Origin of the sequence: Actinomadura sp. 1N219, from assembly GCF_044326405.1 — a bacterium.
Lineage (GTDB): Bacteria > Actinomycetota > Actinomycetes > Streptosporangiales > Streptosporangiaceae > Spirillospora.
The window spans coordinates 398,277-419,427 of record NZ_JBIRAY010000006.1 but is presented as its reverse complement, the minus strand read 5'-3'; the positions used below and the strand labels follow the sequence as shown (position 1 = coordinate 419,427).

At 72.2% G+C, this 21,151-nt stretch carries 22 protein-coding genes; 18 read left to right on the top strand and 4 right to left on the bottom strand.

What is annotated here, in order from left to right:
• Positions 1 to 29: 29 nt before the first annotated feature.
• The 3 genes from ACH35V_RS21710 to ACH35V_RS21700 all read left to right on the top strand — a co-directional run bounded on the left by ACH35V_RS21710 (position 30) and on the right by ACH35V_RS21700 (position 3,497).
• The gene (locus tag ACH35V_RS21710) at positions 30 to 1,670 is read left to right on the top strand and encodes a uroporphyrinogen-III synthase (protein WP_395974694.1); all 1,641 of its coding nucleotides are present in this window, start codon (positions 30 to 32) and stop codon (positions 1,668 to 1,670) included.
• Between the two features lie 40 nt (positions 1,671 to 1,710).
• The gene (hemB, locus tag ACH35V_RS21705; RefSeq protein WP_395974693.1) at positions 1,711 to 2,691 is read left to right on the top strand and encodes a porphobilinogen synthase; all 981 of its coding nucleotides are present in this window, start codon (positions 1,711 to 1,713) and stop codon (positions 2,689 to 2,691) included.
• Positions 2,692 to 2,834: 143 nt separating this feature from the next.
• Positions 2,835 to 3,497: a bifunctional DNA primase/polymerase gene (locus ACH35V_RS21700; RefSeq protein WP_395974691.1), complete on the top strand. Its 663-nt coding sequence runs from the start codon at positions 2,835 to 2,837 to the stop codon at positions 3,495 to 3,497.
• On the opposite strand, the gene ACH35V_RS21695 is transcribed toward ACH35V_RS21700, so the two are convergent.
• Positions 3,494 to 5,215: a serine/threonine-protein kinase gene (locus ACH35V_RS21695; protein ID WP_395974690.1), complete on the bottom strand. Its 1,722-nt coding sequence runs from the start codon at positions 5,213 to 5,215 to the stop codon at positions 3,494 to 3,496. The two genes, ACH35V_RS21700 and ACH35V_RS21695, sit on opposite strands and share 4 nt — an antisense overlap.
• A 157-nt stretch (positions 5,216 to 5,372) precedes the next feature.
• Between ACH35V_RS21695 and hemL the strand changes: the two genes are divergently transcribed.
• A complete protein-coding gene (gene hemL, locus ACH35V_RS21690) occupies positions 5,373 to 6,671 on the top strand; it encodes a glutamate-1-semialdehyde 2,1-aminomutase (protein ID WP_395974689.1) in 1,299 nt (432 codons plus the stop codon).
• Here hemL and ACH35V_RS21685 read toward each other — a convergent pair.
• Both ACH35V_RS21685 and ACH35V_RS21680 read right to left on the bottom strand, forming a co-directional pair.
• A complete protein-coding gene (locus tag ACH35V_RS21685; protein WP_395974688.1) occupies positions 6,668 to 7,534 on the bottom strand; it encodes a dihydrodipicolinate synthase family protein in 867 nt (288 codons plus the stop codon). The genes hemL and ACH35V_RS21685 overlap by 4 nt on opposite strands.
• 5 nt (positions 7,535 to 7,539) lie before the next feature.
• Positions 7,540 to 8,460, bottom strand: coding sequence for an EamA family transporter (locus ACH35V_RS21680; RefSeq protein ID WP_395974687.1), 921 nt, complete (start codon positions 8,458 to 8,460; stop codon positions 7,540 to 7,542).
• 73 nt (positions 8,461 to 8,533) lie between these two features.
• Between ACH35V_RS21680 and ACH35V_RS21675 the strand changes: the two genes are divergently transcribed.
• The 8 genes from ACH35V_RS21675 (at position 8,534) to ACH35V_RS21640 (ending at position 15,955) form a co-directional block, all read left to right on the top strand.
• Positions 8,534 to 9,460: a LysR substrate-binding domain-containing protein gene (locus ACH35V_RS21675; RefSeq protein WP_395974686.1), complete on the top strand. Its 927-nt coding sequence runs from the start codon at positions 8,534 to 8,536 to the stop codon at positions 9,458 to 9,460.
• A gap of 65 nt (positions 9,461 to 9,525) precedes the next feature.
• Complete coding sequence (locus ACH35V_RS21670) at positions 9,526 to 10,164, top strand: histidine phosphatase family protein (RefSeq protein ID WP_395974685.1); 639 nt, start codon at positions 9,526 to 9,528, stop codon at positions 10,162 to 10,164.
• A gap of 79 nt (positions 10,165 to 10,243) precedes the next feature.
• Entirely contained in the window at positions 10,244 to 10,834 is a 591-nt protein-coding gene (locus ACH35V_RS21665; protein ID WP_395974684.1) for a TlpA family protein disulfide reductase, read from the top strand.
• Between the two features lie 18 nt (positions 10,835 to 10,852).
• Positions 10,853 to 11,596 (top strand): cytochrome c biogenesis CcdA family protein, encoded by a 744-nt coding sequence (locus ACH35V_RS21660; protein WP_395974683.1) that lies wholly within the window; start codon positions 10,853 to 10,855, stop codon positions 11,594 to 11,596.
• Between the two features lies 1 nt (position 11,597).
• Complete coding sequence (locus ACH35V_RS21655; RefSeq protein ID WP_395974682.1) at positions 11,598 to 13,334, top strand: cytochrome c biogenesis protein ResB; 1,737 nt, start codon at positions 11,598 to 11,600, stop codon at positions 13,332 to 13,334.
• A gap of 15 nt (positions 13,335 to 13,349) precedes the next feature.
• Positions 13,350 to 14,423, top strand: a complete 1,074-nt coding sequence (ccsB, locus tag ACH35V_RS21650) for a c-type cytochrome biogenesis protein CcsB (protein WP_395974681.1) — start codon at positions 13,350 to 13,352, stop codon at positions 14,421 to 14,423.
• 147 nt (positions 14,424 to 14,570) lie between these two features.
• On the top strand, positions 14,571 to 15,602 hold the full coding sequence (locus ACH35V_RS21645; protein WP_395974680.1) for a hypothetical protein: 1,032 nt from the start codon (positions 14,571 to 14,573) through the stop codon (positions 15,600 to 15,602).
• A 50-nt stretch (positions 15,603 to 15,652) separates the two neighbouring features.
• The gene (locus tag ACH35V_RS21640) at positions 15,653 to 15,955 is read left to right on the top strand and encodes a hypothetical protein (protein ID WP_395974679.1); all 303 of its coding nucleotides are present in this window, start codon (positions 15,653 to 15,655) and stop codon (positions 15,953 to 15,955) included.
• Positions 15,956 to 16,142: 187 nt separating this feature from the next.
• Here the strand turns inward: ACH35V_RS21640 and ACH35V_RS21635 are convergent, their stop codons facing one another.
• A complete protein-coding gene (locus ACH35V_RS21635; protein ID WP_131964461.1) occupies positions 16,143 to 16,346 on the bottom strand; it encodes a BldC family transcriptional regulator in 204 nt (67 codons plus the stop codon).
• A 271-nt stretch (positions 16,347 to 16,617) separates the two neighbouring features.
• Between ACH35V_RS21635 and ACH35V_RS21630 the strand changes: the two genes are divergently transcribed.
• From ACH35V_RS21630 to ACH35V_RS21605, 6 genes are all read left to right on the top strand, one after another.
• Positions 16,618 to 17,610, top strand: coding sequence for a threonine/serine dehydratase (locus ACH35V_RS21630; protein WP_395974678.1), 993 nt, complete (start codon positions 16,618 to 16,620; stop codon positions 17,608 to 17,610).
• 19 nt (positions 17,611 to 17,629) lie between these two features.
• Entirely contained in the window at positions 17,630 to 17,869 is a 240-nt protein-coding gene (locus ACH35V_RS21625; RefSeq protein ID WP_395974677.1) for a DUF4229 domain-containing protein, read from the top strand.
• A 47-nt stretch (positions 17,870 to 17,916) separates the two neighbouring features.
• Positions 17,917 to 18,618, top strand: coding sequence for a demethylmenaquinone methyltransferase (locus ACH35V_RS21620; protein ID WP_395974676.1), 702 nt, complete (start codon positions 17,917 to 17,919; stop codon positions 18,616 to 18,618).
• Between the two features lie 165 nt (positions 18,619 to 18,783).
• The gene (locus ACH35V_RS21615) at positions 18,784 to 20,055 is read left to right on the top strand and encodes a geranylgeranyl reductase family protein (protein ID WP_395974674.1); all 1,272 of its coding nucleotides are present in this window, start codon (positions 18,784 to 18,786) and stop codon (positions 20,053 to 20,055) included.
• Positions 20,056 to 20,243: 188 nt separating this feature from the next.
• Entirely contained in the window at positions 20,244 to 20,603 is a 360-nt protein-coding gene (locus tag ACH35V_RS21610) for an NADH-quinone oxidoreductase subunit A (RefSeq protein WP_131964456.1), read from the top strand.
• 1 nt (position 20,604) lies between these two features.
• Positions 20,605 to 21,150 carry an NADH-quinone oxidoreductase subunit B family protein gene (locus tag ACH35V_RS21605; RefSeq protein WP_132168353.1) on the top strand — a complete coding sequence of 182 codons (546 nt, stop codon included), beginning with the start codon at positions 20,605 to 20,607 and terminating at the stop codon, positions 21,148 to 21,150.
• The last annotated feature ends 1 nt before the right edge of the window (position 21,151 follow it).

The window sequence follows — 21,151 nt, the reverse complement described above, 5'->3', positions numbered from 1 at the left end:
CCGCCGCTAAGAGCACCACCGCAGCGAGCATGCCGAGCGAACCGGCCGAGGGCGCGGCCGAGGAGGCCGTGCCGATCGAAGAGGCCGTGCCGATCGAGGACGGCGCGTCGGCCCGGGAGGCCGGGCCCGGCGGCGTCGTGATCGTCGGGATGGGTCCGGGCGATCCCGGCCTGCTGACGCTCCGTGCCGCCGCCGAGCTGGAGCGCGCCGACACGGTCGTCGTGAGCCGCGCGCACTGCCCGGCGGAGATCCTGTCCCACTGCCGTCCGGACGCCGAGATCATCGACTCGGCGGACGGCGACCCCGTCAAGATCGCCGCGCGGGCCGCGAAGGCCGGGCGCCGCGTCGTGCGGCTGCTGCAGGGCGATCCCGGACTGGCGTGCGATCTGGCCGCCGAGGGCAGCGCGCTGGCGAAGGCCGGGGTCGCGTTCGAGGTCGTCCCGGGCGTGTCCGCCGTGACGGGCGTCCCCGGCTACGCGGGGATCCCGCTGACCGACGCCAAGCACCGCGAGGTCAGGGTCATCGACGCGGCCGAGGGCGGCGTCGACTGGGAGCGCTTCTCCGACCCGGACGCCACCCTCGTGATCATCGGCGCGGAGGCCGCGGTCGCGGAGGTCTGCAAGGGCCTCGTCGCCGCCGGACGCCCCGACTCCACCCCGGCGGCGATGACGAGCCTCGGCACGACCACCGAGCAGGAGACGGTCGTGTCGACGCTGCAGAAGCTGGCGTCCGACGCCAAGGGCATGGAGGCGCCCGCGCTGATCATCGTCGGGGACGTGGTCGGCTGGCGCGACGAGCTGTCCTGGTTCGAGACGAAGCCGCTGTTCGGGTGGCGCGTCCTGGTGCCGCGGACGAAGGAGCAGGCCGCGTCGCTGTCGGACCAGCTGCGCAGTTACGGGGCCGTCCCGGACGAGGTCCCGACGATCTCCGTCGAGCCGCCGCGCACCCCGCAGCAGATGGAGCGCGCGGTCAAGGGCCTCGTCACCGGACGGTACGAGTGGGTGGTGTTCACGTCCACCAACGCGGTCAAGGCCGTCCGGGAGAAGTTCACCGACTACGGGCTCGACGCCCGCGCGTTCGCCGGGCTGAAGGTCGCCGCGGTCGGCGAGCAGACCGCCGCCGCGCTCGTCGAGTTCGGCATCCAGCCCGATCTGACGCCGTCCGGCGAGCAGTCCGGCGAGGGCCTGGCGCGCGAGTGGCCGCCCTACGACGAGGACCTCGACCCGATCAACCGGGTGCTGCTGCCGCGCGCCGACATCGCCACGGACGTGCTCATCGCCCGGCTGACGGAGCTGGGCTGGGAGTGCGAGGACGTGACCGCCTACCGGACGGTCCGCGCCGCGCCGCCGCCCGAGCCGATCCGGAACGCGATCAAGGGCGGCGGGTTCGACGCCGTGCTGTTCACCTCGTCGTCCACGGTGAAGAACCTGATCGGGATCGCGGGCAAGCCGCACAAGGTGACGGTCATCGCGGTGATCGGCCCGCAGACCGCGAAGACGGCCGAGGAGTACGGGCTGCGCGTCGACGTCATGGCGGACAAACCGTCCGTCTCCGCCCTCGCGGACGCCCTCGCCGAGTACGGTGCCAGGTGGCGGACGTCCCGGGCCGAGGCGGGGGAGCCGCCCCGCAAGCCCAGCCAGATGCGCCGCGGCGCCCGCCGCCGCAAATGACGCGATCGCGGTAGCGCCTCACCTCACGGGGAGAAGGATCATGTCTGCTCAGTTTCCGGTGGCGCGGCCGCGCCGGCTGCGCCGCACGCCCGCGCTGCGCCGGATGGTGGCCGAGACGCGGCTCAGCCCCGCCGACCTGGTGCTGCCGATGTTCGTCAAGGAGGGCATCGCCGAGCCGCAGCCCGTCTCGTCGATGCCGGGGGTCGTCCAGCACACCCGTGACAGCCTCCGCAAGGCCGCCTACGAGGCGGTCGAGGCCGGCGTCGGCGGCCTCATCCTGTTCGGCATCCCGGCGGTGAAGGACGGCACCGGCTCCGCCGCGGACGACCCGGACGGGATCGTCCAGCGCGCGCTGCGCGACCTGAACTCCGACCTGGGCGACTCGACCGTGATCATGACGGACCTGTGCCTGGACGAGTACACCGACCACGGGCACTGCGGCATCGTCACCGCGTCCGGCGAGATCGACAACGACGCGACGCTGGAGCGGTACGCGTCCATCGCGGTCGCGCAGGCCGAGGCGGGCGCGGCGGTCGTCGGCCCGAGCGGCATGATGGACGGCCAGGTCGCCGCGATCCGCGCGGCGCTCGACGGCGCGGGTCACCCCGACCTCCCGATCATGGGGTACTCGGTGAAGTACGCGTCGGCGTACTACGGCCCGTTCCGCGAGGCCGCCGAGTGCGCGCCGCAGTTCGGCGACCGCTCCACCCACCAGCAGGACCCGGCCAACGCCGACGAGGCGATCCGCGAGGTGCTCCTCGACCTGGACGAGGGCGCCGACATGGTCATGGTGAAGCCCGCCGGGGCGTACCTCGACATCGTCCGCCGCGTCCGCGACACGGTGGACGTCCCCGTCGTCGCCTACCAGGTGAGCGGCGAGTACGCGATGATCGAGGCCGCCGCTGAGAAGGGCTGGATCGACCGCGACCGCACGATCATGGAGTCGCTGCTGGCGATCCGCCGCGCCGGCGCCGACATCGCCCTCACCTACTGGGCCACCGAAGTAGCGCGTGCCCTCTAGTGGTGGCCGGAGTCCCGCCGTGGCGGGACGGGTTCTAGTTACTTAGGGTCGTTTCCGGGGGTTGCCGTGCCCGGGTTTTCGCCCGCCGGGCATCATCGGTAACCAGGAACCCACGTTCGACCTTGGGTAATTGGGGGGCGGAAATGCTGGCGGTCTCGGGGAACAGGCGGCTGAAAGCGGCGCGTGACCGGATGTCCTCGGCGGCGCGGGAGTACGCCGCCCTCGGCTGGCCCAGCTTCCCCGGCGCCCATCCGCCGAACGCCGCCGACCGCAAGGGCGGTGACAGGGCGTGTTCGTGCGACCGGATCGGCTGTCCCGACCCGGGCGCGCATCCGGTGTCGGCGGCCTGGGCGCACCAGGCCAGCGTGGACGCGACCGTCATCGGGCGCTGGTGGGACGAGCGCCCGCAGGCCAACATCATCCTGCCGACCGGCCGCGTCTTCGACGTGTTCGACGTCCCCGCCGCCGCGGGCACCCTCGCGCTCGACCGGATCTCCCGCGACGACCTGCCCGTCGGGCCGGTCGCGTCCGTCGGCGGCGACCGGAGCCTGTTCTTCGTCGCGACCCGCGGCGCGCCCGTCGACGAGGACGAATGGTGGTCCTGCCACCTCGACTGCTCCCCGGAGGACGTCGCGGAGACGCCCGGCATGCGGTGGCACTGCCGCGACAGCTATGTGGTCGCGCCGCCGTCCATCCTGCCGTCCGGGCGGGAGGTCAGCTGGCTGCGGCCGCCGTCCAGCGGACCGCTGCCCGACCCGCTGCGGCTCCTCGAAGTCCTTTCCGACAGCTGCGACCTCGCGGGCTAGTCAGCGCGGCCGGGCGCCTGGATGGCGGGCTTGCGGCCCCACTTGGTGAAGGAGCCGCGCATGGTCTGGTTGCGGCCCTTCTCCGGCCCGGCGCGCACCCAGAACTTGACCGGACGGTAGCCCGCGTCGAGCTTGACGGCGAACGCGATCCGCTGGACGCCGGTCGCCTCGGCCATCCGCGCGTACATGGGCCCGACCTCGGGGACCTGCGCCAGCGCCGCCGCCGGGGCCTCGCCCTCGTAGATCGCGCCGGTCCTGGTGAGCTTCGTCGCCGACCGCAGCAGCGCCGTCAGGTTCGCGACCGAGCTGCCCTGGCGCACCTGGTCGGCCGCCGCCGGGTAGCCGCGCCCGCTCAGCGGCGACGAACGCCACTTCTTGCCGACGCGCACGTAGAACCGGTCCTGGACGATGACGGCGCGGATGGGCTTGCGGGCCGCGCCCGCCCCCGACAGCGTCAGCGAGTACGACGGCAGCGCGGCGGACGCCTGCCCGCCCGGGGCCAGGCCGAGCGTCCCCTTGCCCCCGGCGGGGAAGCCGCAGCAGCCCGTCTGCCGGTAGCTGAACAGGGCGCCGGGCGCCTGCGCGACGGCCCGGTCGATCCGCGTGACGAGCGCCTTCGGGTCGACGCCCCCGGCCGGCGGCGTCGGCTGCGGGGTGCTGCTCTGCGCCGTCGCGGGCGCGGCGGGCTGCTTCTTGTCGCTGTTCAGCAGTGTCGCGGCGCTCGCCCCGGCGCCCGCGACGACGAGGACGGCGACGGCGGCGAGGACCCAGCGCGTCCGGGAGCCTCCGCCGCCCGGCTGCTTGGCCGCGACGACGGGATTGCGGCCGCTGCTGCGGGCCGGCTTGGGCTTCGGCGGCTCGGGCTGGAGGGCGGCCTGCGTCGCCAGTTCGGTGAGGCGTCCGCGGCCCTGCGCCTCCCAGGACGGCCCGTACGCCGACACGGCCGCCTCTTCCAGCGCCGCGAGGTAGTCGGCGGCGGAGGCGGGGCGCCGGGCCGGGTCCTTCGCGAGGCCCTGGTGGACGAGGTCGCGCAGCGGCCCGGGAACCCCGTCGGCCGGGATCGGCGCCTCCCGGTGCTGCCGCGCCATGTTCCGTCCGGCGAAGGGAGAACGTCCGGTGAGGCACTCGTAGAAGACCGCGGTGGCGGCGTAGAGGTCGGTGGCGACTGTCGCGGGCACGCCGTCCCACAGTTCGGGCGCCGCGTACGCCGGGCCGGACTGCGCCTCGGTGCCGGGCGGGGTCGTCGCGAAGTCGGTGAGCCGCGCGTTGCCGTCCGCGTCGATCATGATGTTCGCCGGACGCAGCGCGCCGTGCACGGGCACCCCGTGCTCGCCCGCTGACGCGAGCCCGAGCAGCGTCCCGCCGAGCATGGACAGGGCGGCGAGCGGACCGGCGGGGCCCTGCGCGGCGAGCACGCGCCGCAGGCTGACGCCCTCCACGCACTGCATCACGATCGCGGCGCCGTCCGAGGTCTCCACGAAGTCGTACAGGTCGACGACGTTCGGGTCCTCCAGCTGGGACAGGCTGCGCGCGGCCGTGCGGAACCGCGTCAGGAACGCCTCGTCGGCGAGCAGCCCGCCGGCGAGGTACTTGATCGCGACCCTCGTGCTGGTCAGGTCGTCGACCGCCAGCACCACCCGGCCCGCGGCGCCGCCACCCAGCTCCCGTTCGTGGGTGAAGCCCGGGACCGTCCAGCCGTTGACCACGGTGTAAGCCATCCCTCCGATACGCCTGTCCCGGTGAGCCGCCCGGGGGTTCGGCGGCGCCGTGAGACCGCGGGCAGAGACAGGGCGCCATGTCGTACTTGGTGGAATATCGGCCCGTACCCGGCGAGGTCAAGGCAAGTTCCCGAACTGCAACTGAGAGACTGAATCAATGACAGGTATTGATCGCTCCCAGGACTTGTTCGATCGTGCCTCCCGGGTGGTGCCGGGCGGTGTGAACTCCCCGGTGCGGGCGTTCGGCGCCGTCGGCGGGACGCCCCGGTTCATCGCGTCGGCGCGCGGCCCGTACCTGACGGACGCCGACGGCAACGAGTACGTCGACCTCGTGTGCTCGTGGGGCCCGATGATCCTCGGGCACGCCCACCCGGCCGTCGTCGAGGCGGTGCGGGACGCGGCGGGACGCGGCACGTCCTACGGCGCGCCGACGCCCGGCGAGGTCGAGCTGGCGGAGGAGATCACGTCCCGGACGCCCGCGGAGAAGGTCCGGCTCGTCAACTCCGGCACCGAGGCGACGATGTCGGCGATCCGGCTCGCGCGCGGCTTCACCGGACGCACCAAGATCGTGAAGTTCGCGGGCTGCTACCACGGGCACGTCGACGCGCTGCTCGCCGCGGCCGGGTCCGGCGTCGCCACGTTCGGCCTGCCCGACACCCCCGGCGTGACCGGCGCGACCACCGGCGACACGCTGATCCTGACCTACAACGACGTCCCGGCCCTGGAGACGGTGTTCGACGAGCACGGCACCGACATCGCCTGCGTCATCACCGAGGCCGTGCCGTGCAACATGGGCGTTGTGCCGCCGCTGCCGGGGTTCAACGCGCTGCTGAAGCGGCTCTGCGAGCGGTACGGCGCGCTGCTGGTGATGGACGAGGTGCTCACCGGTTTCCGCGCGTCCCCGTCCGGCTGGTACGGGATCGAGGGCGTCCCGGGCGACCTGATGACGTTCGGGAAGGTGATGGGCGGCGGGCTGCCCGCGGCCGCGTTCGGCGGGCGCGCCGACGTCATGGACCAGCTCGCCCCGGCCGGGCCCGTCTACCAGGCGGGCACCCTGTCGGGGAACCCGCTCGCGACCGCCGCCGGGCTCGCCACGCTCCGGCACGCGACCGGCGAGGTGTACGCGGCGGTCGACCGCGCGGCGGAGACCGTGTCGAAGGCCGCGTCGGAGGAGCTGGCGCGGGCGGGCGTCCAGCATTCGATGCAGAACGCCGGGAACCTCTTCTCGATCTTCTTCACCGAGGGGAAGGTCGGCGACTTCGCGGCCGCGCAGCGCCAGGACGCCAAGGCGTACGCCGCGTTCTTCCACGCCGCGCTGGAACGCGGCGTGTACCTGCCGCCGTCCGCGTACGAGGTGTGGTTCCTGTCGGCGGCGCACGACGAGGAGGCGCTCGGACGCGTCCTGGACGCCCTCCCGCACGCCGCCCGAGCCGCGGCCCAGGCGTCGTCCTCCTAAAGGGACCTGAACGCCCTCAGCGCCGCGGCGACCGATTCGGGACGCGGTGCGTGCAGCGGAGCGCGCACCGCGGCCTCGTCGATGAGCCCCTCCTCGACCAGGCACGCCTTGAGGACGCTCGGGGACGGCTCGCCGAACAGCGCGTCCGCCATCGGGAGCAGCGCGTTGTGCAGCGCGAGCCCGCGCGGCGCGTTGCCGTCGCGCGCCGCCGCGGCCATCGCGGCGTACGCGGCGGGCGCGAGGCAGGCGGACGCGGCGATCCCCCCGGACGCGCCGAGCTGGAGCATCGGATAGACGTACATGTCGTCCCCGCACAGGATCGCCTTGCCGGAACCGGCGGCGAGCACGGCGAGGGTGTCGTGGTCGACGGCGCCCGCGCAGTGCTTGATACCGGCGACGCAGTCGAGTGCGAGGATCTTCAAGAGCGTGCCGGCGGACAGCGGCTTCCCCGTCCGGTACGGGATGTTGTACGGGACGAGCGGCACGTCCACCGCGGCGCCGATGGCAGCGAAATGGTCGATGACGCCCTCGTCCGACGGCCGCAGGTAGTACGGGACGACGACGAGCAGCGCGTCGGCCAGCGGGGCCCGCTCGCGGGCCTGCCGGATCGAGTCCTCGGTGCCGATCGTCCCGGCGCCGACCGTCAGCCGCGTCCCGTGCTCGATCGAGACGGCCCGGCACACCTCCAGGACCGTCCGCTGCTCGGCGGGGCTCAGCATGGCGGCCTCGCCGGTCGTGCCCAGCGCGACCAGGCCGTCCGCGCCGTTGTCCAGGCAGTGGACGGCGAGCCGTTCGAGCGACTTGGCGTCCACCTCGCCGGAGCGGGTGAACGGCGTCACGAGCGACGCGTGGATTCCGTGCACGGGTCTCACCTTGTCTCAGCCGGTTGCGGTTCGGGCCGGGGCAGTTCGACGCGGGGCCGCGGGCGGACGCTGCCCGCGGCGACGCCCGCGATGATCAGGGCGGCGGCGGTGAGCCGGACCGCGTCCACGTGCTCGCCGAGCAGCAGGCCCGCCGAGACCAGCCCGAACGGCGGGACGAGCAGCGAGTACATGGCGACCGTGCTGGCCTCGTACCGGCGCATCAGCCATCCCCACACGCCGAATCCGAACAGCGTGGAGATGTAGGCGATGTACGCCATCGAGCCGAGCCCGGCGAGGGACAGCTCGCGTGCCGCGTCCGGCACGGCGCCGGGTCCCTCGAAGATCAGCGACAGGGCGAGCAGCGGGAGCGGCGGCACCAGCGACACCCACACCATGAAGCCCAGCGGGTCGACCCTTCCGGTGGCGGCCTGGTTCATCCGCCGCATGGCGACGTTCGCCAGCCCCCAGCTCGCCGCCGCGAGCAGGCAGACGAGGAACGCGCCGACCGGGCTGCCGCCCTCGGCCTGGGCCACGCCGAGCAAGGTGACGCCGCCGAACGCGACGGCCATGCCCGCGACCTGCCGGACGCCGAGCCGCTCGCGCAGCAGCAGCCCCGCGAACAGCGCCGTGAAGATCGCCTGGACCTGCAGCACGACGGACGCCAGGCCCGCGGGCATGCCCATGTCCATGCCGATGAACAGCAGGCCGAACTGCCCCACGCCGAGCGGCAGGCCGATCAGGATCAGCCAGCGCACCGGAATCGGCGGACGCCGGACGAAGAACACCGCGGGCACCGCCGCGAGGACGAACCGCAGCGCCGCCATCAGCAGCGGCGAGATGTCGTCGAGCGCCCAGTGGATGGGTACGAAGTTGAAGCCCCACAGCGCGGCGACCAGCGTGGCCAGCAGGACGTGGCGCGATCTCATGCCCCGATCGTGGGCGAGGAACTCGCTTTAGGACAAGCGAGAACTTCTTGACACATCGCTTTAGTATTACTACATGCTTGATTTGGAGCGGCTGCGCGCCCTGCACTCCGTCGCGACGTACGGCTCGGTCAGCGCCGCCGCCGACGTCCTGCACGTGACCACCTCGGCGGTCTCCCAGCAGCTCGCCAAGCTGGAGCGGGAGACCGGCCAGAAGCTTCTCGAACGCAACGGCCGCGGCGTCCGGCTCACCGACGCCGCCGAGCTGCTCGTCGCGCACGCCGAGCGGATCCTGTCGCTCGTCGAGCAGGCGCAGGCCGACCTGGAGGCCCACCGCGGCTCCGTCGTCGGGCAGCTCACGGTCGCCTCGTTCCCCACCGCGATCCGCGGGCTGATGCCCGCCGCGCTGCGCGCCCTCCGCGCCGACCATCCCGACCTGCGCGTCCAGCTCCTCGAAGAGGACCCGCTGCGCAGCATGCCGCTCGTCTCGCGCGGCGACTTCGACATGGCCGTCGTCCAGGACTGGAACAACGAGCCGCTGCCCATGCCCGAGGGCCTCCACAAGGGCGTCATCTGCGACGACGTCGCCGACGTGGCGCTCCCGTCCACCCATCCGCTCGCCGGGCGCGACACCATCGACCTCAAGGAACTCGCCGGCGACCCGTGGATCAGCTCGTCGCCCGACAGCATCTGCTGCGACTGGCTCCTGCGGACGCTCCGCGCCGTCGACAGCGAACCCAGCATCGACCACATGGCCTACGAGTTCGCCACGCAGCTCTCCCTCGTCTCCGCCGGGCTCGGCAACGCGATCCTGCCGCGGCTCGGGCGCTGCGACGTCCCGCCGGGCGTGGCGATCGTCCCGCTGTCGGACCCGCTGTCGCGCCGCGTGTACGCGCTGTGGCGCGAGGAGGCCGCCCGCCGCCCCGCGATCCGCGCCGCGCTCGGCGCCCTGCGCGCCGCCGTCCCGGCCGACCTTCCTGCCGTCTCCGCCATCTCCCACTGACCCCCGCGGGCAAAGGCCATGCCGGTGGACGGAAGCGCAGATGCGCGTAGGTAATCTTGCTGGCGATGACCGAGAAAACGACCGTTCACCTGTTGCGGCACGGTGAGGTGCACAATCCCGAGGGGATCCTGTACGGGCGGCTGCCCGGCTACCGCCTCAGTGAGGACGGCGTCCTCATGGCGAAGGCCGTCGCCAAGTGGTTCGCCGACCGGGACGTGACCGCCATCCTCTCCTCGCCGATGCAGCGGGCGCTGGAGACGGCCGCGCCGCTCGCCGACGCGTTCGACCTGCCCGTGACGGTGGACGACCGTCTGATCGAGGCCGGCAACCACTTCGAGGGGATGGCGTTCGGGGCCGGGGCGGGCTCGCTGCGCCGTCCCGAGCACTGGCGGCACCTGGTCAACCCGTTCAAGCCGTCCTGGGGGGAGCCCTACGCGGAGCTCGCCGCCCGGATGCGCTCGGCCGTGATCAGGGCGCGGGAGGCGGCGAAGGGCCACGAGGCCGTGTGCGTCAGCCACCAGCTGCCGATCTACGTGCTGCGCCTGCACGCCGAGCGCCGCCGCCTCTGGCACCACCCGAAGCGGCGCGAGTGCGGGCTGGCCAGCCTGACGAGCCTGACGTTCGAGGGCAGCCGCCTGGTGGAGGTCGCCTACTGCGAGCCCGCGGCGGGAATCGCCAAGGGCCCCAGTGTCGCCGGTGCCTGACCCCACCGCTAAGTTGTGTACTACGTCTTGTAGTAGCTCGCCCTGAGCCGCCCGAACTCGCCCTGAATTGGAGGGTCTGTTGAGCCCCCGAGTCTCCCCCCTGCGCGCCGTCGCCGCTGCCGCCGCGCTGTGCGGGCTGCTGGCCGGGTGCGCCGGGACGGGCGCCTCGGAGAGCGGGCAGGGCGGCGACGACACGCGCTTCGTCTCCGGCGACGGGAACGTGACCGAGTACAAGCCCGCCGACCGCAAGAGCGTCCAGGACGTCGGCGGCGAGGGCCTCGACGGAAAGCCGTTCAAGCTCAGCGACTTCAAGGGCAAGGTCGTCGTCGTCAACTTCTGGGCGTCGTGGTGCGCGCCGTGCCGCGGCGAGGCGCCGTCCCTCCAGCAGGTGTACGACCAGAACAAGGCCAAGGGCGTCGAGTTCCTCGGCGTCAACTTCAAGGACTCCAAGGCCAACGCGCAGGCGTTCGAGCGCAAGTTCAAGGTCACCTACCCGAGCCTGTTCGACGACGGCGGGCAGGTCACGCTGGCGTTCCGCGAGGTCCCGCCCAGCGCGATCCCGAGCACGCTCGTCCTGGACCGGCAGGGCCGCGTCGCCGCCCGGATCATCGGCGCGACGACGTACTCCAAGCTGAACCCGCTGGTCGCCAAGGTCCTCGCGGGGACGTGAGCCGATGAGCGCGCACGGATGAGCCCGGTCAGCGAGACCGTCGTCAGCGGGTCTCTGGTGGCGGCGGCGCCGCTGGCGGCCCTGGCCGGGCTCGTGTCGTTCGCCTCGCCGTGCGTGCTGCCGCTCGTCCCGGGCTACCTGTCGTACGTGACGGGCATGTCCGGCGCCGACCTGGCCGACCAGCGGCGCGGCCGGCTCCTCGCGGGCGCCGTGCTGTTCATCGCCGGGTTCAGCGCCGTGTTCGTCAGCTACGGCGTGATCTTCGGGGGGCTCGGACGGTGGCTGCTGGAGTACCAGGACCCGATCACCCGCGCCCTCGGCGTCATCACGATCGTGTTCGGCCTCGCGTTCATGGGCTTCATCCCCGGCCTGCAGCGGACCATGAAGTCCGGCCACCTGCCCGCCGCCGGGCTCGCGGGCGCGCCGCTGCTCGGCGTCCTGTTCGGGCTCGGCTGGACGCCCTGCATCGGCCCCACGCTCGGCGCGGTGCAGGGCCTCGCGATCACCGAGGCCAGCGCCGGCCGGGGCGCCCTCCTTTCCCTGGCGTACTGTGTGGGCCTTGGCCTGCCGTTCGTGGCCACCGCGGTCGCCTACCGATGGGCGCTCGGCGCGTTCGGCGCGGTGAAGCGTCACTACCCCCTGGTCATGCGGACGGGCGGGGGCATGCTCGTCCTGCTCGGGGTGCTGCTGGTGAGCGGCCTGTGGGGCGACCTGACCATCGAGCTGAGGTCGTGGATCAGCGGCTTCGAACCGGTTATTTGAGATGACTGACACCAAGGACACTGACATCAGGGACGGGGTAAGGGAATCGGGCCCCGAGTCCGGCACGCAGGCCCCCGCCGCGCGCCAGGCGCCGGAGGAGGTGCCGCGCCCGAAGGGCCTCGGCCCCGTCGGCTGGCTGCGCTGGGGATGGCGGCAGCTCACCACGATGCGCACCGCGCTGATCCTGCTGTTCCTGGTGGCGCTGGGCGCGGTGCCGGGGTCGATCCTGCCGCAACGGGGCCAGGCTCCCGAGGACGTCGCGGTCTACCTGGACGAGCACAAGACGCTCGGCCCGTGGCTCGACAAGTTCTCCATGTTCGACGTGTTCGCCGCGCCCTGGTTCGCGGCGATCTACATCCTGCTGTTCGTGTCGCTGGCCGGGTGCGTCATCCCGCGCGCGGGGAAGCACTACCGGTCGATGCGGGCCCGTCCGCCTGCCGCGCCCCGGAACCTGGGACGGCTGCCGCAGTCCGCGACGTACGAGACGGACACGTCCCCGGACGACGTCCTGGCCGAAGCCCGCACGGTCCTGCGCGGACGGCGCTTCCGGGTGGACATTTCCGGCAGTGCCGCGTCCGCCGAGAAGGGCTACCTCGGCGAGACGGGCAACCTGCTGTTCCACCTGGCGCTGCTGGCGCTGCTGTTCGCGCTCGGCATCGGGAACCTGTTCGGCTACCGCGGCGACGTCCTGCTCATGGAGGGCCGGACGTTCGCGAACTCGCTGAACCAGTACGACCAGTTCACGCCCGGACGCGCCTTCGACGACGGCGAACTGGCCCCCTTCACCGTCAGCCTGGACGACTTCAAGGCCGAGTACGAGACGAGCGGCGACAAGCGCGGCCAGGCAACCGAGTTCAACGCCAAGATCCGCTACCGCGCCGCGCCTGACGGCGGGGAGAAGACGCACGACCTGCGGATCAACCATCCGCTGAAGGTCGGCGGGACGAAGGTGTACCTGCTCGGCCACGGGTACGCGCCGACGTTCACCGTCCGGGACGCCAAGGGCAACGTCGCGTTCCAGGACTCGGTGCCGTTCCTGGAGATGGAGCCGCGGAACCTGACGTCCGAGGGCGTCATCAAGGCCCCGGACGCCGAGCCCGATCAGCTCGCCTTCTACGCGATCCTGTGGCCGACCGCGATGGCCAGCGAGGACGGCAAGCAGATCATCTCCGCGTTCCCGGCGCCGCTCCGCCCCGTCATCACGATCACCTCGTTCAAGGGCGACATCGGCCTGGACTCCGGCTCCCCGCAGTCGGTCTACAAGCTGGAGGGCATCGGCAAGACGCTCCAGCCGGTCAAGGACGGCCAGAAGCTGCTGGAGCCGGGCGAGACGTTCACGCTGCCCGGCGGCGCCGGCTCGGTCACGTTCGACGGCCTCAAGGAGTACGCGACCCTGTCGGTCAACCACGACCCGGGACGCATCCCCGCGCTGGTCGCGGCCATCCTGGCGGTGCTGGGCGTGGCGGCGTCGTTCATGGTCAGGCGGCGCAGGGTGTGGGTCCGTGCGAGCGCCGCGGAGGGCGGGCGTACGGTGGTCGAGGTCGGCGGTCTCACGCTCGGGAGCCCGGCCTCGGAGTTCGACGACATCGTGACCGCCCTGCGCGGTTCCGAGCAGGCGCCCGGCCCCGGTGCACCGGACGAGCCAGGTGAACCGGATGAGCCAGGTGAACCGAACGGGTCCGGGGAACCGGACGGGCCCGGCGAGCCGGATGGCCCGGCGACCGAATCGAAGGAGTGACGAGGTGAGCACCAGGTGAGCAACGCCGACCTCGCGAACCTGAGCGACAAGCTCATGCTGACCACGGTGGTGATGTACATCATCGCGCTGGTCGCGTACGCCGCCGACATGGGCTTCGGCCGCCGCGGCGCGGCGACGGCCGCGGCCGCCAGGACGGCGGACGCGGCGGTTCAGGAGAAGGCCGCGGCCAAGGTCCTGGTCGGAGCCGGCGGCGCCGCCGACGTCGGCGACACCGAAGTCGCCAAGGCCGACGCCACCACCGACGACGACGCGGAGCGTCCTCAAGTCGACTGGGGCAGTCTCGCGATCCTGCTGAGCGTGCTGGGCGTCGGCGCGCACCTCGGCGTCCTGGTGTCCCGCGGGCTGGCCGCGAGCCGGTGGCCGTGGGGCAACATGTACGAGTTCCTCACCGCCATCTCGTTCGCCGCCGTCGCCGCGTTCATGGTCGTGATGTTCCGCCACAAGGCGCGCTTCCTCGGCGCGCCCGTCATGTTCGCGGCCGTCATCGCGCTGGGCGCGGCGAACATCTGGCTGTACGACTCGGTGGGCCCGGTCACCCCGGCGCTCAACTCGTACTGGATCGCCATCCACGTGTCCGCCGCGATCATCGCGACCGGGGCGTTCACCGTCGCGGGCGCGGCCACGATCCTCTACTTCCTGAAGTCCCGCGAGGAGGCCCGCGAGGAGGCCCGCGAGGAGGCCCGCGAGGAGGCCCTTGCGGGGGCCGGTGCCGGGGCCGGGGCTGGAGTCAAGGTCCGGGGCGGTGCGCTGGCGCGCGTCCCGTCCGCGGAGACCCTCGACCGGCTCGCGATGCGCGTCACGATGTTCGCGTTCCCGATCTGGACGGCCGCGATCATCATGGGCGCGATCTGGGCCGACCAGGCGTGGGGCCGCTACTGGGGCTGGGACCCGAAGGAGATCTGGTCCTTCGTCACCTGGATCATCTACGCGGCCTACCTGCACGCCCGCGCGACGTCCGGCTGGAAGGGCCGCAAGGCGGCGTTCCTCTCGCTCCTCGCGTTCGCCGCGCTGCTGTTCAACTTCTTCGGCGTGAACTACATGTTCTCCGGCCTGCACTCCTACGCCTGAGAAGACTTCACGCCCGAGAAGAAACCGGGAGATCCGTGACTCCCGGAGATGACGGCGTGTCGGGTTCCGGCTTACCCTTCCTCAGGGACCCGGTCGCGCGGCGGACGCCGCTCGCTACCCCCGCGGGTCCGCTGACAGAGGAGCCCGATGCGCTTCAAAGGCGTCCATCGCAAGCCCCGCCCCCGGGAGCTGTGGCATCGCGAGCCGTCCCGCGGCGGGCGGATGCGCGGGGACGGCGCGGCCCAGGACCGCACGCTCCGGCGAGACGACGCGGCGTACTCCCCGTCGCCGCCCGACTCGGGGCAGGTGCGCCCGCGCAGCAACCAGCCGCGCGACCGGTTCGGCCGGTTCCGCAAGGCGGGCCGCGACGACGACTTCGCGCTGGGCCCCGGCGGCATGGAAGGCGACCGCGACACCCCTGAGAACGGCGAAGGACGGGACGCGGCGGGCGTGCTCGCCGGCCGGTTCGGGCGCCGCAGGCGGGGCCGTCCGCGGGCGGGCGACTACTCGTGGAGCGACTTCGAGCTCGACGACGACCGGCTGCGCGTGGAGCCGTACCCGCCGGGCATGCCGCATGTCTCCGACGGCCGCCGTAACTGCGGCGTCCTGGAGAACGTCCTGTACCGGCAGTGGGACGTCCGGGACGGGCCGCCGAGCGCCGAGGTGATCGGCGCGGTGGACAGCCTCGCGGCCCTGCCGGAGCAGCTCAAGGAGAAGCTCGCGGCCGGGCTCGACGGCATCTACGTGGGGCCGGGCGGCGTCCCGCAGCTGGACGACATGGGCCATCTGCGCGACCGTCCGCTGCCGTCCGGCCGCGCCACCTGGGACATCTGCGCGGGCGCGTACGGCGACCACAAGATCGTCGTCGGGGACCGGCCGTCGCCGACGCCGGACGTGATGCTGCACGAGGTCGGGCACGCGCTCGACGACATCGACGGCGACGACGGCGAGTGGACGTCCGACAGCCCCGCCTTCCAGCGGCTGTACGAGGAGTGCCTGCCGCATCTCGCGAGCGACTTCCACCGCCAGCCGAACGCGCTCGGCCGCCGCGAGTTCTTCGCGGACGCGTTCGCCGCGATCTCCTCCCGGCAGCGCCCGGCCCTCGTCGATATGCTCGCCGGCAACATCCGGATGGCGCTGGAGGTCATGCTCTTCTTCAACCGCAGGTACGGGATCTAGGACATCCTGATGGCAGGGCGCGCACAAGCGAATCGCGAGGGTGGACGACGATGTACGTGATCCGGCTCCCGGACGGCACGCTCCGGGTTCCGCACAGCGTTCTCGCCGACGGCGGCGAGGGCGGGTCCGGGCCCGAGCCGCGCGAGGGACGGATCATCGCCGACGCCTACGTCGAGATCGGGCCCGGCGACCCCGACTACGACCGGCTGCTCCGCGAGTCGCTGACGGAGGACGAGCTGGAGGAGAAACGGCGCCGCTGGCGGGACGAGGACGCCGACCTGCTCCGCCGGTTCGAGGAATGGAAGTCCGACGCGCCGGGGGAGCCGGACGCCGCCGGAGAGAACGGCGACTGAGCGGGAACGCCCGGGAAATGCGAAAGGGTCTCGGAAACGGCGCGGCCCCGGAAACGGAACGGCCCCGGCCGCCCGGGCGAGGGTCTCCCCCGGGGGACTACCACGACGCGGCGGTCCGGGCGGCTGAGGCCGGTGGCGGGCCCCGAAATCGGCGGGCGGGCCCTGCGATCAGCGAGGTTCAGGCAGGTCAGCGGGCCGAATGCTCGGCGATGGGCTCATCGCCGCGCAGCAGCGCGTGCACCTCGGACTCGCGGAAGCGCCGGTGGCCCCCCGGAGTGCGGATGCTGCTGATCCGGCCCGCGGCGGCCCACCGGGTGACCGTCTTCGGGTCGACCCGGAAGAGGGCGGCGACCTCTCCTGGGGTCAGCAGGCGCTCGCTCGTGCTCTCCACGTTTTCTCTCCCCCTTTGTCCCGCTCTCGGCGCGGGTGGACTGTTTAACAGTGTGGCGGGTCAAGACCGATTTCTCCCTTGTTTTCGGAAAAGATCACGGACCGTAGTTTTCCGAGCAGGACCGATCACCCTCGGTGCGGGCGAGTTTCCGGGCATGCCTCCCGCTGACCCCGTTTGACCTGCCAAGTAACGCTTTGAACGGGGGTGTGAAAGCGTCCCGTCCGACACGCCGCGGCCGCCGCGCGCGGCCCCTGGGAAGTAGTCTCCGTCCATGTCCGATCTTGTATCGCTCCCGGAGATCGAACGGGCCGCCGAACGCGTCGCGGGCGTCGCCGTCCGGACGCCCCTCGTCCCGTTTCCGCACGGTCCCGCCGGCTCGCCCGGAGGCGGACCGGCCGGGGAGCCGGCGCTGCTGGTCAAGGCGGAATCGCTGCAGCCGGTCGGCGCCTTCAAGGTGCGCGGCGCCTACTCCGCCATCGCCTCCCTCCCGCCCGAGCGGCGCGAGCGCGGCGTCGTCACGCACTCCAGCGGCAACCACGCGCAGGCCGTCGCGTACGCGGCCCGCGTGCTCGGGATCAAGGCCGTCCTGGTCATGCCGCACACCACGCCGGGCGTGAAGGTGGACGCGTGCATCGCGCTCGGCGCCGAGGTCGTGTACGTCGAGCCGACCGCGCAGGCCCGCTCGGAGACCGCGGCCAAGCTCGCCGACGCGCACGGCTTCACGATGATCCCGCCCTACGACGACGCGCGGGTGATCGCGGGGCAGGGCACGGTGGGGCTGGAGATCGTCCGGGACCGTCCGGACGTGGACGTGGTGCTCGTCCCGATCAGCGGCGGCGGCCTCATCTCGGGCGTCGCCGCCGCGGTCAAGGCGCTGCGGCCCGAGGCCCGGGTGGTCGGCGTCGAACCGGAGCTCGCCGCCGACGCCCGCGACTCGATGGCCGCGGGACGTCCGGTCGCGTGGGGCGCGGAGGAGACGGGCCGCACCATTGCCGACGGGCTCCGCGTCCAGCAGGTCGGCGACCTGCCGTTCGCGCACATGCGCGCGCTCGTGGACGGCGTCGTCACGGTCACCGAGGACGAGATCCGCCTGACGATGCGCCGCCTCGCCCGCGAGACCCGCCTCATCGCCGAGCCCGCGGGCGCCGTCGCGACCGCCGCCTTCCTGTACCACCGCGCCGAACTCCCCGAGGGGCGCCTCTACGTGTCCGTCCTGTCGGGCGGCAACGTAGACCCGGCCCTCTTCCTGGACGTCCTGAGGTAGGCGTTACGCTCGAAGGGCCATGAGTTCCGTCATCCTTTACACCCTCGCGCGGCTCGCGATCTTCGCGGTGACCGCGGGCGTGCTGGCGCTGCTGGGGGCCCGCGGGTTCCTGCTCCTGCTGCTGGCGCTGCTGGTCAGCGGCGTCGTCAGCTTCGTCCTGCTGTCCGGGCAGCGCGACCGGATGTCCGCCGCCGTCGCCCGCGGCGCCCGCGCCCAGCGCGCGAAGTTCGAGAAGTCCGTCACCCGCGAGGACGCCTGACCCACCCGGGGTGCGGGAGCGGTGAACACGGCTTTTAGGGTGGGGGCATGAGCCGCGCCTCCCTGGAGAAGAAGCCCGCCGACGTCGCGGCGATGTTCGACGGCACCGCCGAGCGGTACGACCTGCTGAACACGCTGATGACCGGCGGGCGCGACCGGCGGTGGCGGCGCGAGGTCGTGCGGGCGCTGGCGGCGCGTCCGGGCGAGCGGGTCCTGGACCTCGCGGCGGGGACGGGCACCTCGTCGGTGCCGTTCGCCGAGGCGGGCGCCGAGACGGTGGCGTGCGACTTCTCGCTCGGCATGCTCCGCGTCGGGGCGCGCCGGCAGGCGGACGTCCGGGGGCTGAGCTTCGTCGCGGGGGACGCGCTGCGGCTGCCCTTCGCGGACGGATCGTTCGACGCGGTGACGATCTCGTTCGGCCTCCGCAACGTCGCCGACACCGGCAGGGCCCTGCGCGAACTGCGGCGGGTCGCGAAGCCCGGCGGACGGCTGGTGGTCTGCGAGGTGAGCCACCCGCCGAACGCGCTGCTGGCGTTCGGGCACAGGACGCATCTGCGGTACGGGCTGCCGCTGCTGGCGCGGGTCAGCTCCAATCCCGACTCCTACCGCTACCTCGCCGAGTCGACGCTGGCCTGGCCCGACCAGGCGGCGCTGGCCCGGCTGATCCAGGACGCGGGCTGGGGGAACGTGCGCTGGCGCGACCTGACGTTCGGCGTCGCCGCGCTGCACCACGCCGTCAATCCGGGCTGATCCGGGTGATCCCGGGCCTGGTCCGGGGCGATCTTCGGCTGGTGGGACGGGACCGGTCCACGCTCGACCGGCCCCGAAGTACCCACCAGTCGTGATAAAGGAATAGACTCCCCACCGGACCCTTGTGAAGTACTTCACAAGCGAACGAGCTGAAGAGGAAACGCCGTGACCGACTCCGCCCGGCACGCAGACGTCCGACACGCAGATGTGGTCGTCGTCGGGGCAGGCCCCGCCGGCGCGTCGACCGCCTACTGGTTGGCGCAGGCCGGCCTGGACGTGTTCCTGCTGGAGAAGGCCACCTTCCCGCGCGACAAGATCTGCGGCGACGGCCTCACCCCGCGCGCCGTCCGCGCGCTCATCGGGATGGGCGTCGACGTCAACGACCCCGGCTGGGGACGCAACCGGGGCCTGCGCATCTACGGCGGCGGCGTCAAGGTGGAGCTGCCGTGGCCGGAGCTCGCGAGCTTCCCCGACTTCGGGCTCGTCCGCAGGCGCACCGACTTCGACCAGTTCCTCGCCGAGCACGCCGCGAAGGCGGGCGCGCAGCTGTTGCAGGGCTGCAACGTCACCGGCCCGATCCTGGACGACCGCACCGACCGCATCACCGGCGTCACCGCCCGGTACGAGGGCGAGGACGTCGAGTTCCACGCGCCGCTCGTAGTCGCGGCCGACGGCAACTCGACCCGGCTGTCCCTCGCGATGGGGCTGCGGCGGCGCGAGGACCGTCCGATGGGCGTCGCCGTCCGGCGCTACTTCCAGACCCCGCGGCACGACGACGACTTCATGGAGGCGTGGCTGGAGCTGTGGGACGGCGAGCGCCTCCTGCCCGGCTACGGCTGGGTCTTCGGCGTCGGGGACGGGACGTCCAACGTCGGGCTCGGGCTGCTCAACACCAGCAAGCAGTTCCAGAGCGTCGACTACCGCGCCATGCTGAAGCGCTGGTGCGCGCAGATGCCCGAGGACTGGCAGTTCGACGAGGACCACGCCACGTCCAAGATCGGCGGCGCGGCGCTGCCGATGGGCTTCAACCGGCAGCCGCACTACACCCGCGGGATGCTGCTCGTCGGCGACGCCGGCGGCATGGTCAACCCGTTCAACGGGGAGGGCATCGACTACGCGCTGGAGTCCGGCCGGCTGGCCGCCGACATCATGGTGCAGGCCCTCGCGCGCCGCACCCCCGCGCAGCGCGAGCGGACGCTCTACGAGTACCCCCGCATCCTGAAGGACGAGCACGGCGGCTACTTCACCCTGGCGCGGCTGTTCGTCCAGGCCATCGGGGACCCGCGGATCATGAAGTTCCTCACCGCGCACGGCCTGCCGCACCCGACGCTCATGCGGTTCACGCTCAAGCTCCTCGCCAACCTGACCGACCCCAAGGGCGGGGACGCGATGGACCGCGTCATCAACGCGATGCAGAAGGTGGCTCCCGCGGCATGAGGCACGGCATGAGGCACGCATTGAGAACCAAGCTTCCGCAGGTGAGCGGACTAGTGTGCATTACCCGACCCCCTGGAGGGGAGTGCTATTGATCGCCTTGGCTAGGGTGGCGGCGGCTCGCGGAGGGCCGAACGCGTACAACCCTGTCCCGTACAACGCCGTACGTCGCGAGGAGAGGCTGTAGAGACATGGATCTCTATATTCCGGTCATCGTGCTGGGGGTGCTGGCCTTCGGCTTCGCCGCGTTCTCCGTGGTGATGGCCTCGCTCACCGGGCCGAAGCGGTGGAACCGCGCGCGGCTGGACGCCTACGAATGCGGCATCGAGCCGACTCCGCAGCCGGTCGGCGGCGGGCGCTTTCCGGTCAAGTACTACCTGACGGCGATGCTGTTCATCGTCTTCGACATTGAGATCATCTTCCTTTACCCCTGGGCGGTCGCTTTCGACCGGATGGGCATTTTCGGTCTTGTGGAGATGGTCCTTTTCATCGTCACCGTGCTTGTGGCGTACGCCTACATTTGGCGGCGCGGCGGTCTGGAGTGGGACTGACATGGGTCTTGAGGAGAAACTCCCCAGCGGCTTCCTGCTGACCACGGTCGAGCAGGTCGCGGGGTGGGCGCGGAAGAGTTCGGTGTGGCCGGCGACGTTCGGCCTGGCGTGTTGCGCGATCGAGATGATGGCGACCGGCGACCCCCGGCACGACTTCTCCCGGTGGGGCATGGAGCGCGCCTCGGCGACGCCGCGGCAGGCCGATCTGATGATCGTCGCGGGCCGGGTGAGCCAGAAGATGGCGCCGGTGCTGCGGCAGATCTACGACCAGATGACCGAGCCGAAGTGGGTCATCGCGATGGGCGTGTGCGCGTCGTCCGGCGGGATGTTCAACAACTACGCGATCGTGCAGGGCGTGGACCACATCGTCCCGGTGGACATCTACCTGCCCGGCTGCCCGCCGCGGCCGGAGATGCTGCTGGACTCGATCCTGAAGCTGCACGACAAGATCCAGAACACCAAGCTCGGCCCGCAGCGCGCGAAGCAGATCACGGAGCTGGAAGTGGCGAAGCGCCGCCAGCTCCCGCTGCTGGGACAGGGGGCCTGAG

What these genes read in the sequence shown, in the direction of transcription:
- ACH35V_RS21605 (WP_132168353.1), top strand. Translation starts at nt 20,605, where the DNA reads ATGGGTCTTGAGGAGAAACTCCCCAGCGGCTTCCTGCTGACCACGGTC.
- ACH35V_RS21620 (WP_395974676.1), top strand. Translation starts at nt 17,917, where the DNA reads ATGAGCCGCGCCTCCCTGGAGAAGAAGCCCGCCGACGTCGCGGCGATG.
- ACH35V_RS21675 (WP_395974686.1), top strand. Translation starts at nt 8,534, where the DNA reads ATGCTTGATTTGGAGCGGCTGCGCGCCCTGCACTCCGTCGCGACGTAC.
- ACH35V_RS21660 (WP_395974683.1), top strand. Translation starts at nt 10,853, where the DNA reads ATGAGCCCGGTCAGCGAGACCGTCGTCAGCGGGTCTCTGGTGGCGGCG.
- ACH35V_RS21630 (WP_395974678.1), top strand. Translation starts at nt 16,618, where the DNA reads ATGTCCGATCTTGTATCGCTCCCGGAGATCGAACGGGCCGCCGAACGC.
- ACH35V_RS21645 (WP_395974680.1), top strand. Translation starts at nt 14,571, where the DNA reads ATGCGCTTCAAAGGCGTCCATCGCAAGCCCCGCCCCCGGGAGCTGTGG.
- ACH35V_RS21710 (WP_395974694.1), top strand. Translation starts at nt 30, where the DNA reads ATGCCGAGCGAACCGGCCGAGGGCGCGGCCGAGGAGGCCGTGCCGATC.
- ACH35V_RS21700 (WP_395974691.1), top strand. Translation starts at nt 2,835, where the DNA reads ATGCTGGCGGTCTCGGGGAACAGGCGGCTGAAAGCGGCGCGTGACCGG.
- hemL (WP_395974689.1), top strand. Translation starts at nt 5,373, where the DNA reads ATGACAGGTATTGATCGCTCCCAGGACTTGTTCGATCGTGCCTCCCGG.
- ACH35V_RS21670 (WP_395974685.1), top strand. Translation starts at nt 9,526, where the DNA reads ATGACCGAGAAAACGACCGTTCACCTGTTGCGGCACGGTGAGGTGCAC.
- ACH35V_RS21610 (WP_131964456.1), top strand. Translation starts at nt 20,244, where the DNA reads ATGGATCTCTATATTCCGGTCATCGTGCTGGGGGTGCTGGCCTTCGGC.
- ACH35V_RS21680 (WP_395974687.1), bottom strand. Translation starts at nt 8,460, where the DNA reads ATGAGATCGCGCCACGTCCTGCTGGCCACGCTGGTCGCCGCGCTGTGG.
- ACH35V_RS21625 (WP_395974677.1), top strand. Translation starts at nt 17,630, where the DNA reads ATGAGTTCCGTCATCCTTTACACCCTCGCGCGGCTCGCGATCTTCGCG.
- ACH35V_RS21655 (WP_395974682.1), top strand. Translation starts at nt 11,598, where the DNA reads ATGACTGACACCAAGGACACTGACATCAGGGACGGGGTAAGGGAATCG.
- ACH35V_RS21640 (WP_395974679.1), top strand. Translation starts at nt 15,653, where the DNA reads ATGTACGTGATCCGGCTCCCGGACGGCACGCTCCGGGTTCCGCACAGC.
- ACH35V_RS21695 (WP_395974690.1), bottom strand. Translation starts at nt 5,215, where the DNA reads ATGGCTTACACCGTGGTCAACGGCTGGACGGTCCCGGGCTTCACCCAC.
- hemB (WP_395974693.1), top strand. Translation starts at nt 1,711, where the DNA reads ATGTCTGCTCAGTTTCCGGTGGCGCGGCCGCGCCGGCTGCGCCGCACG.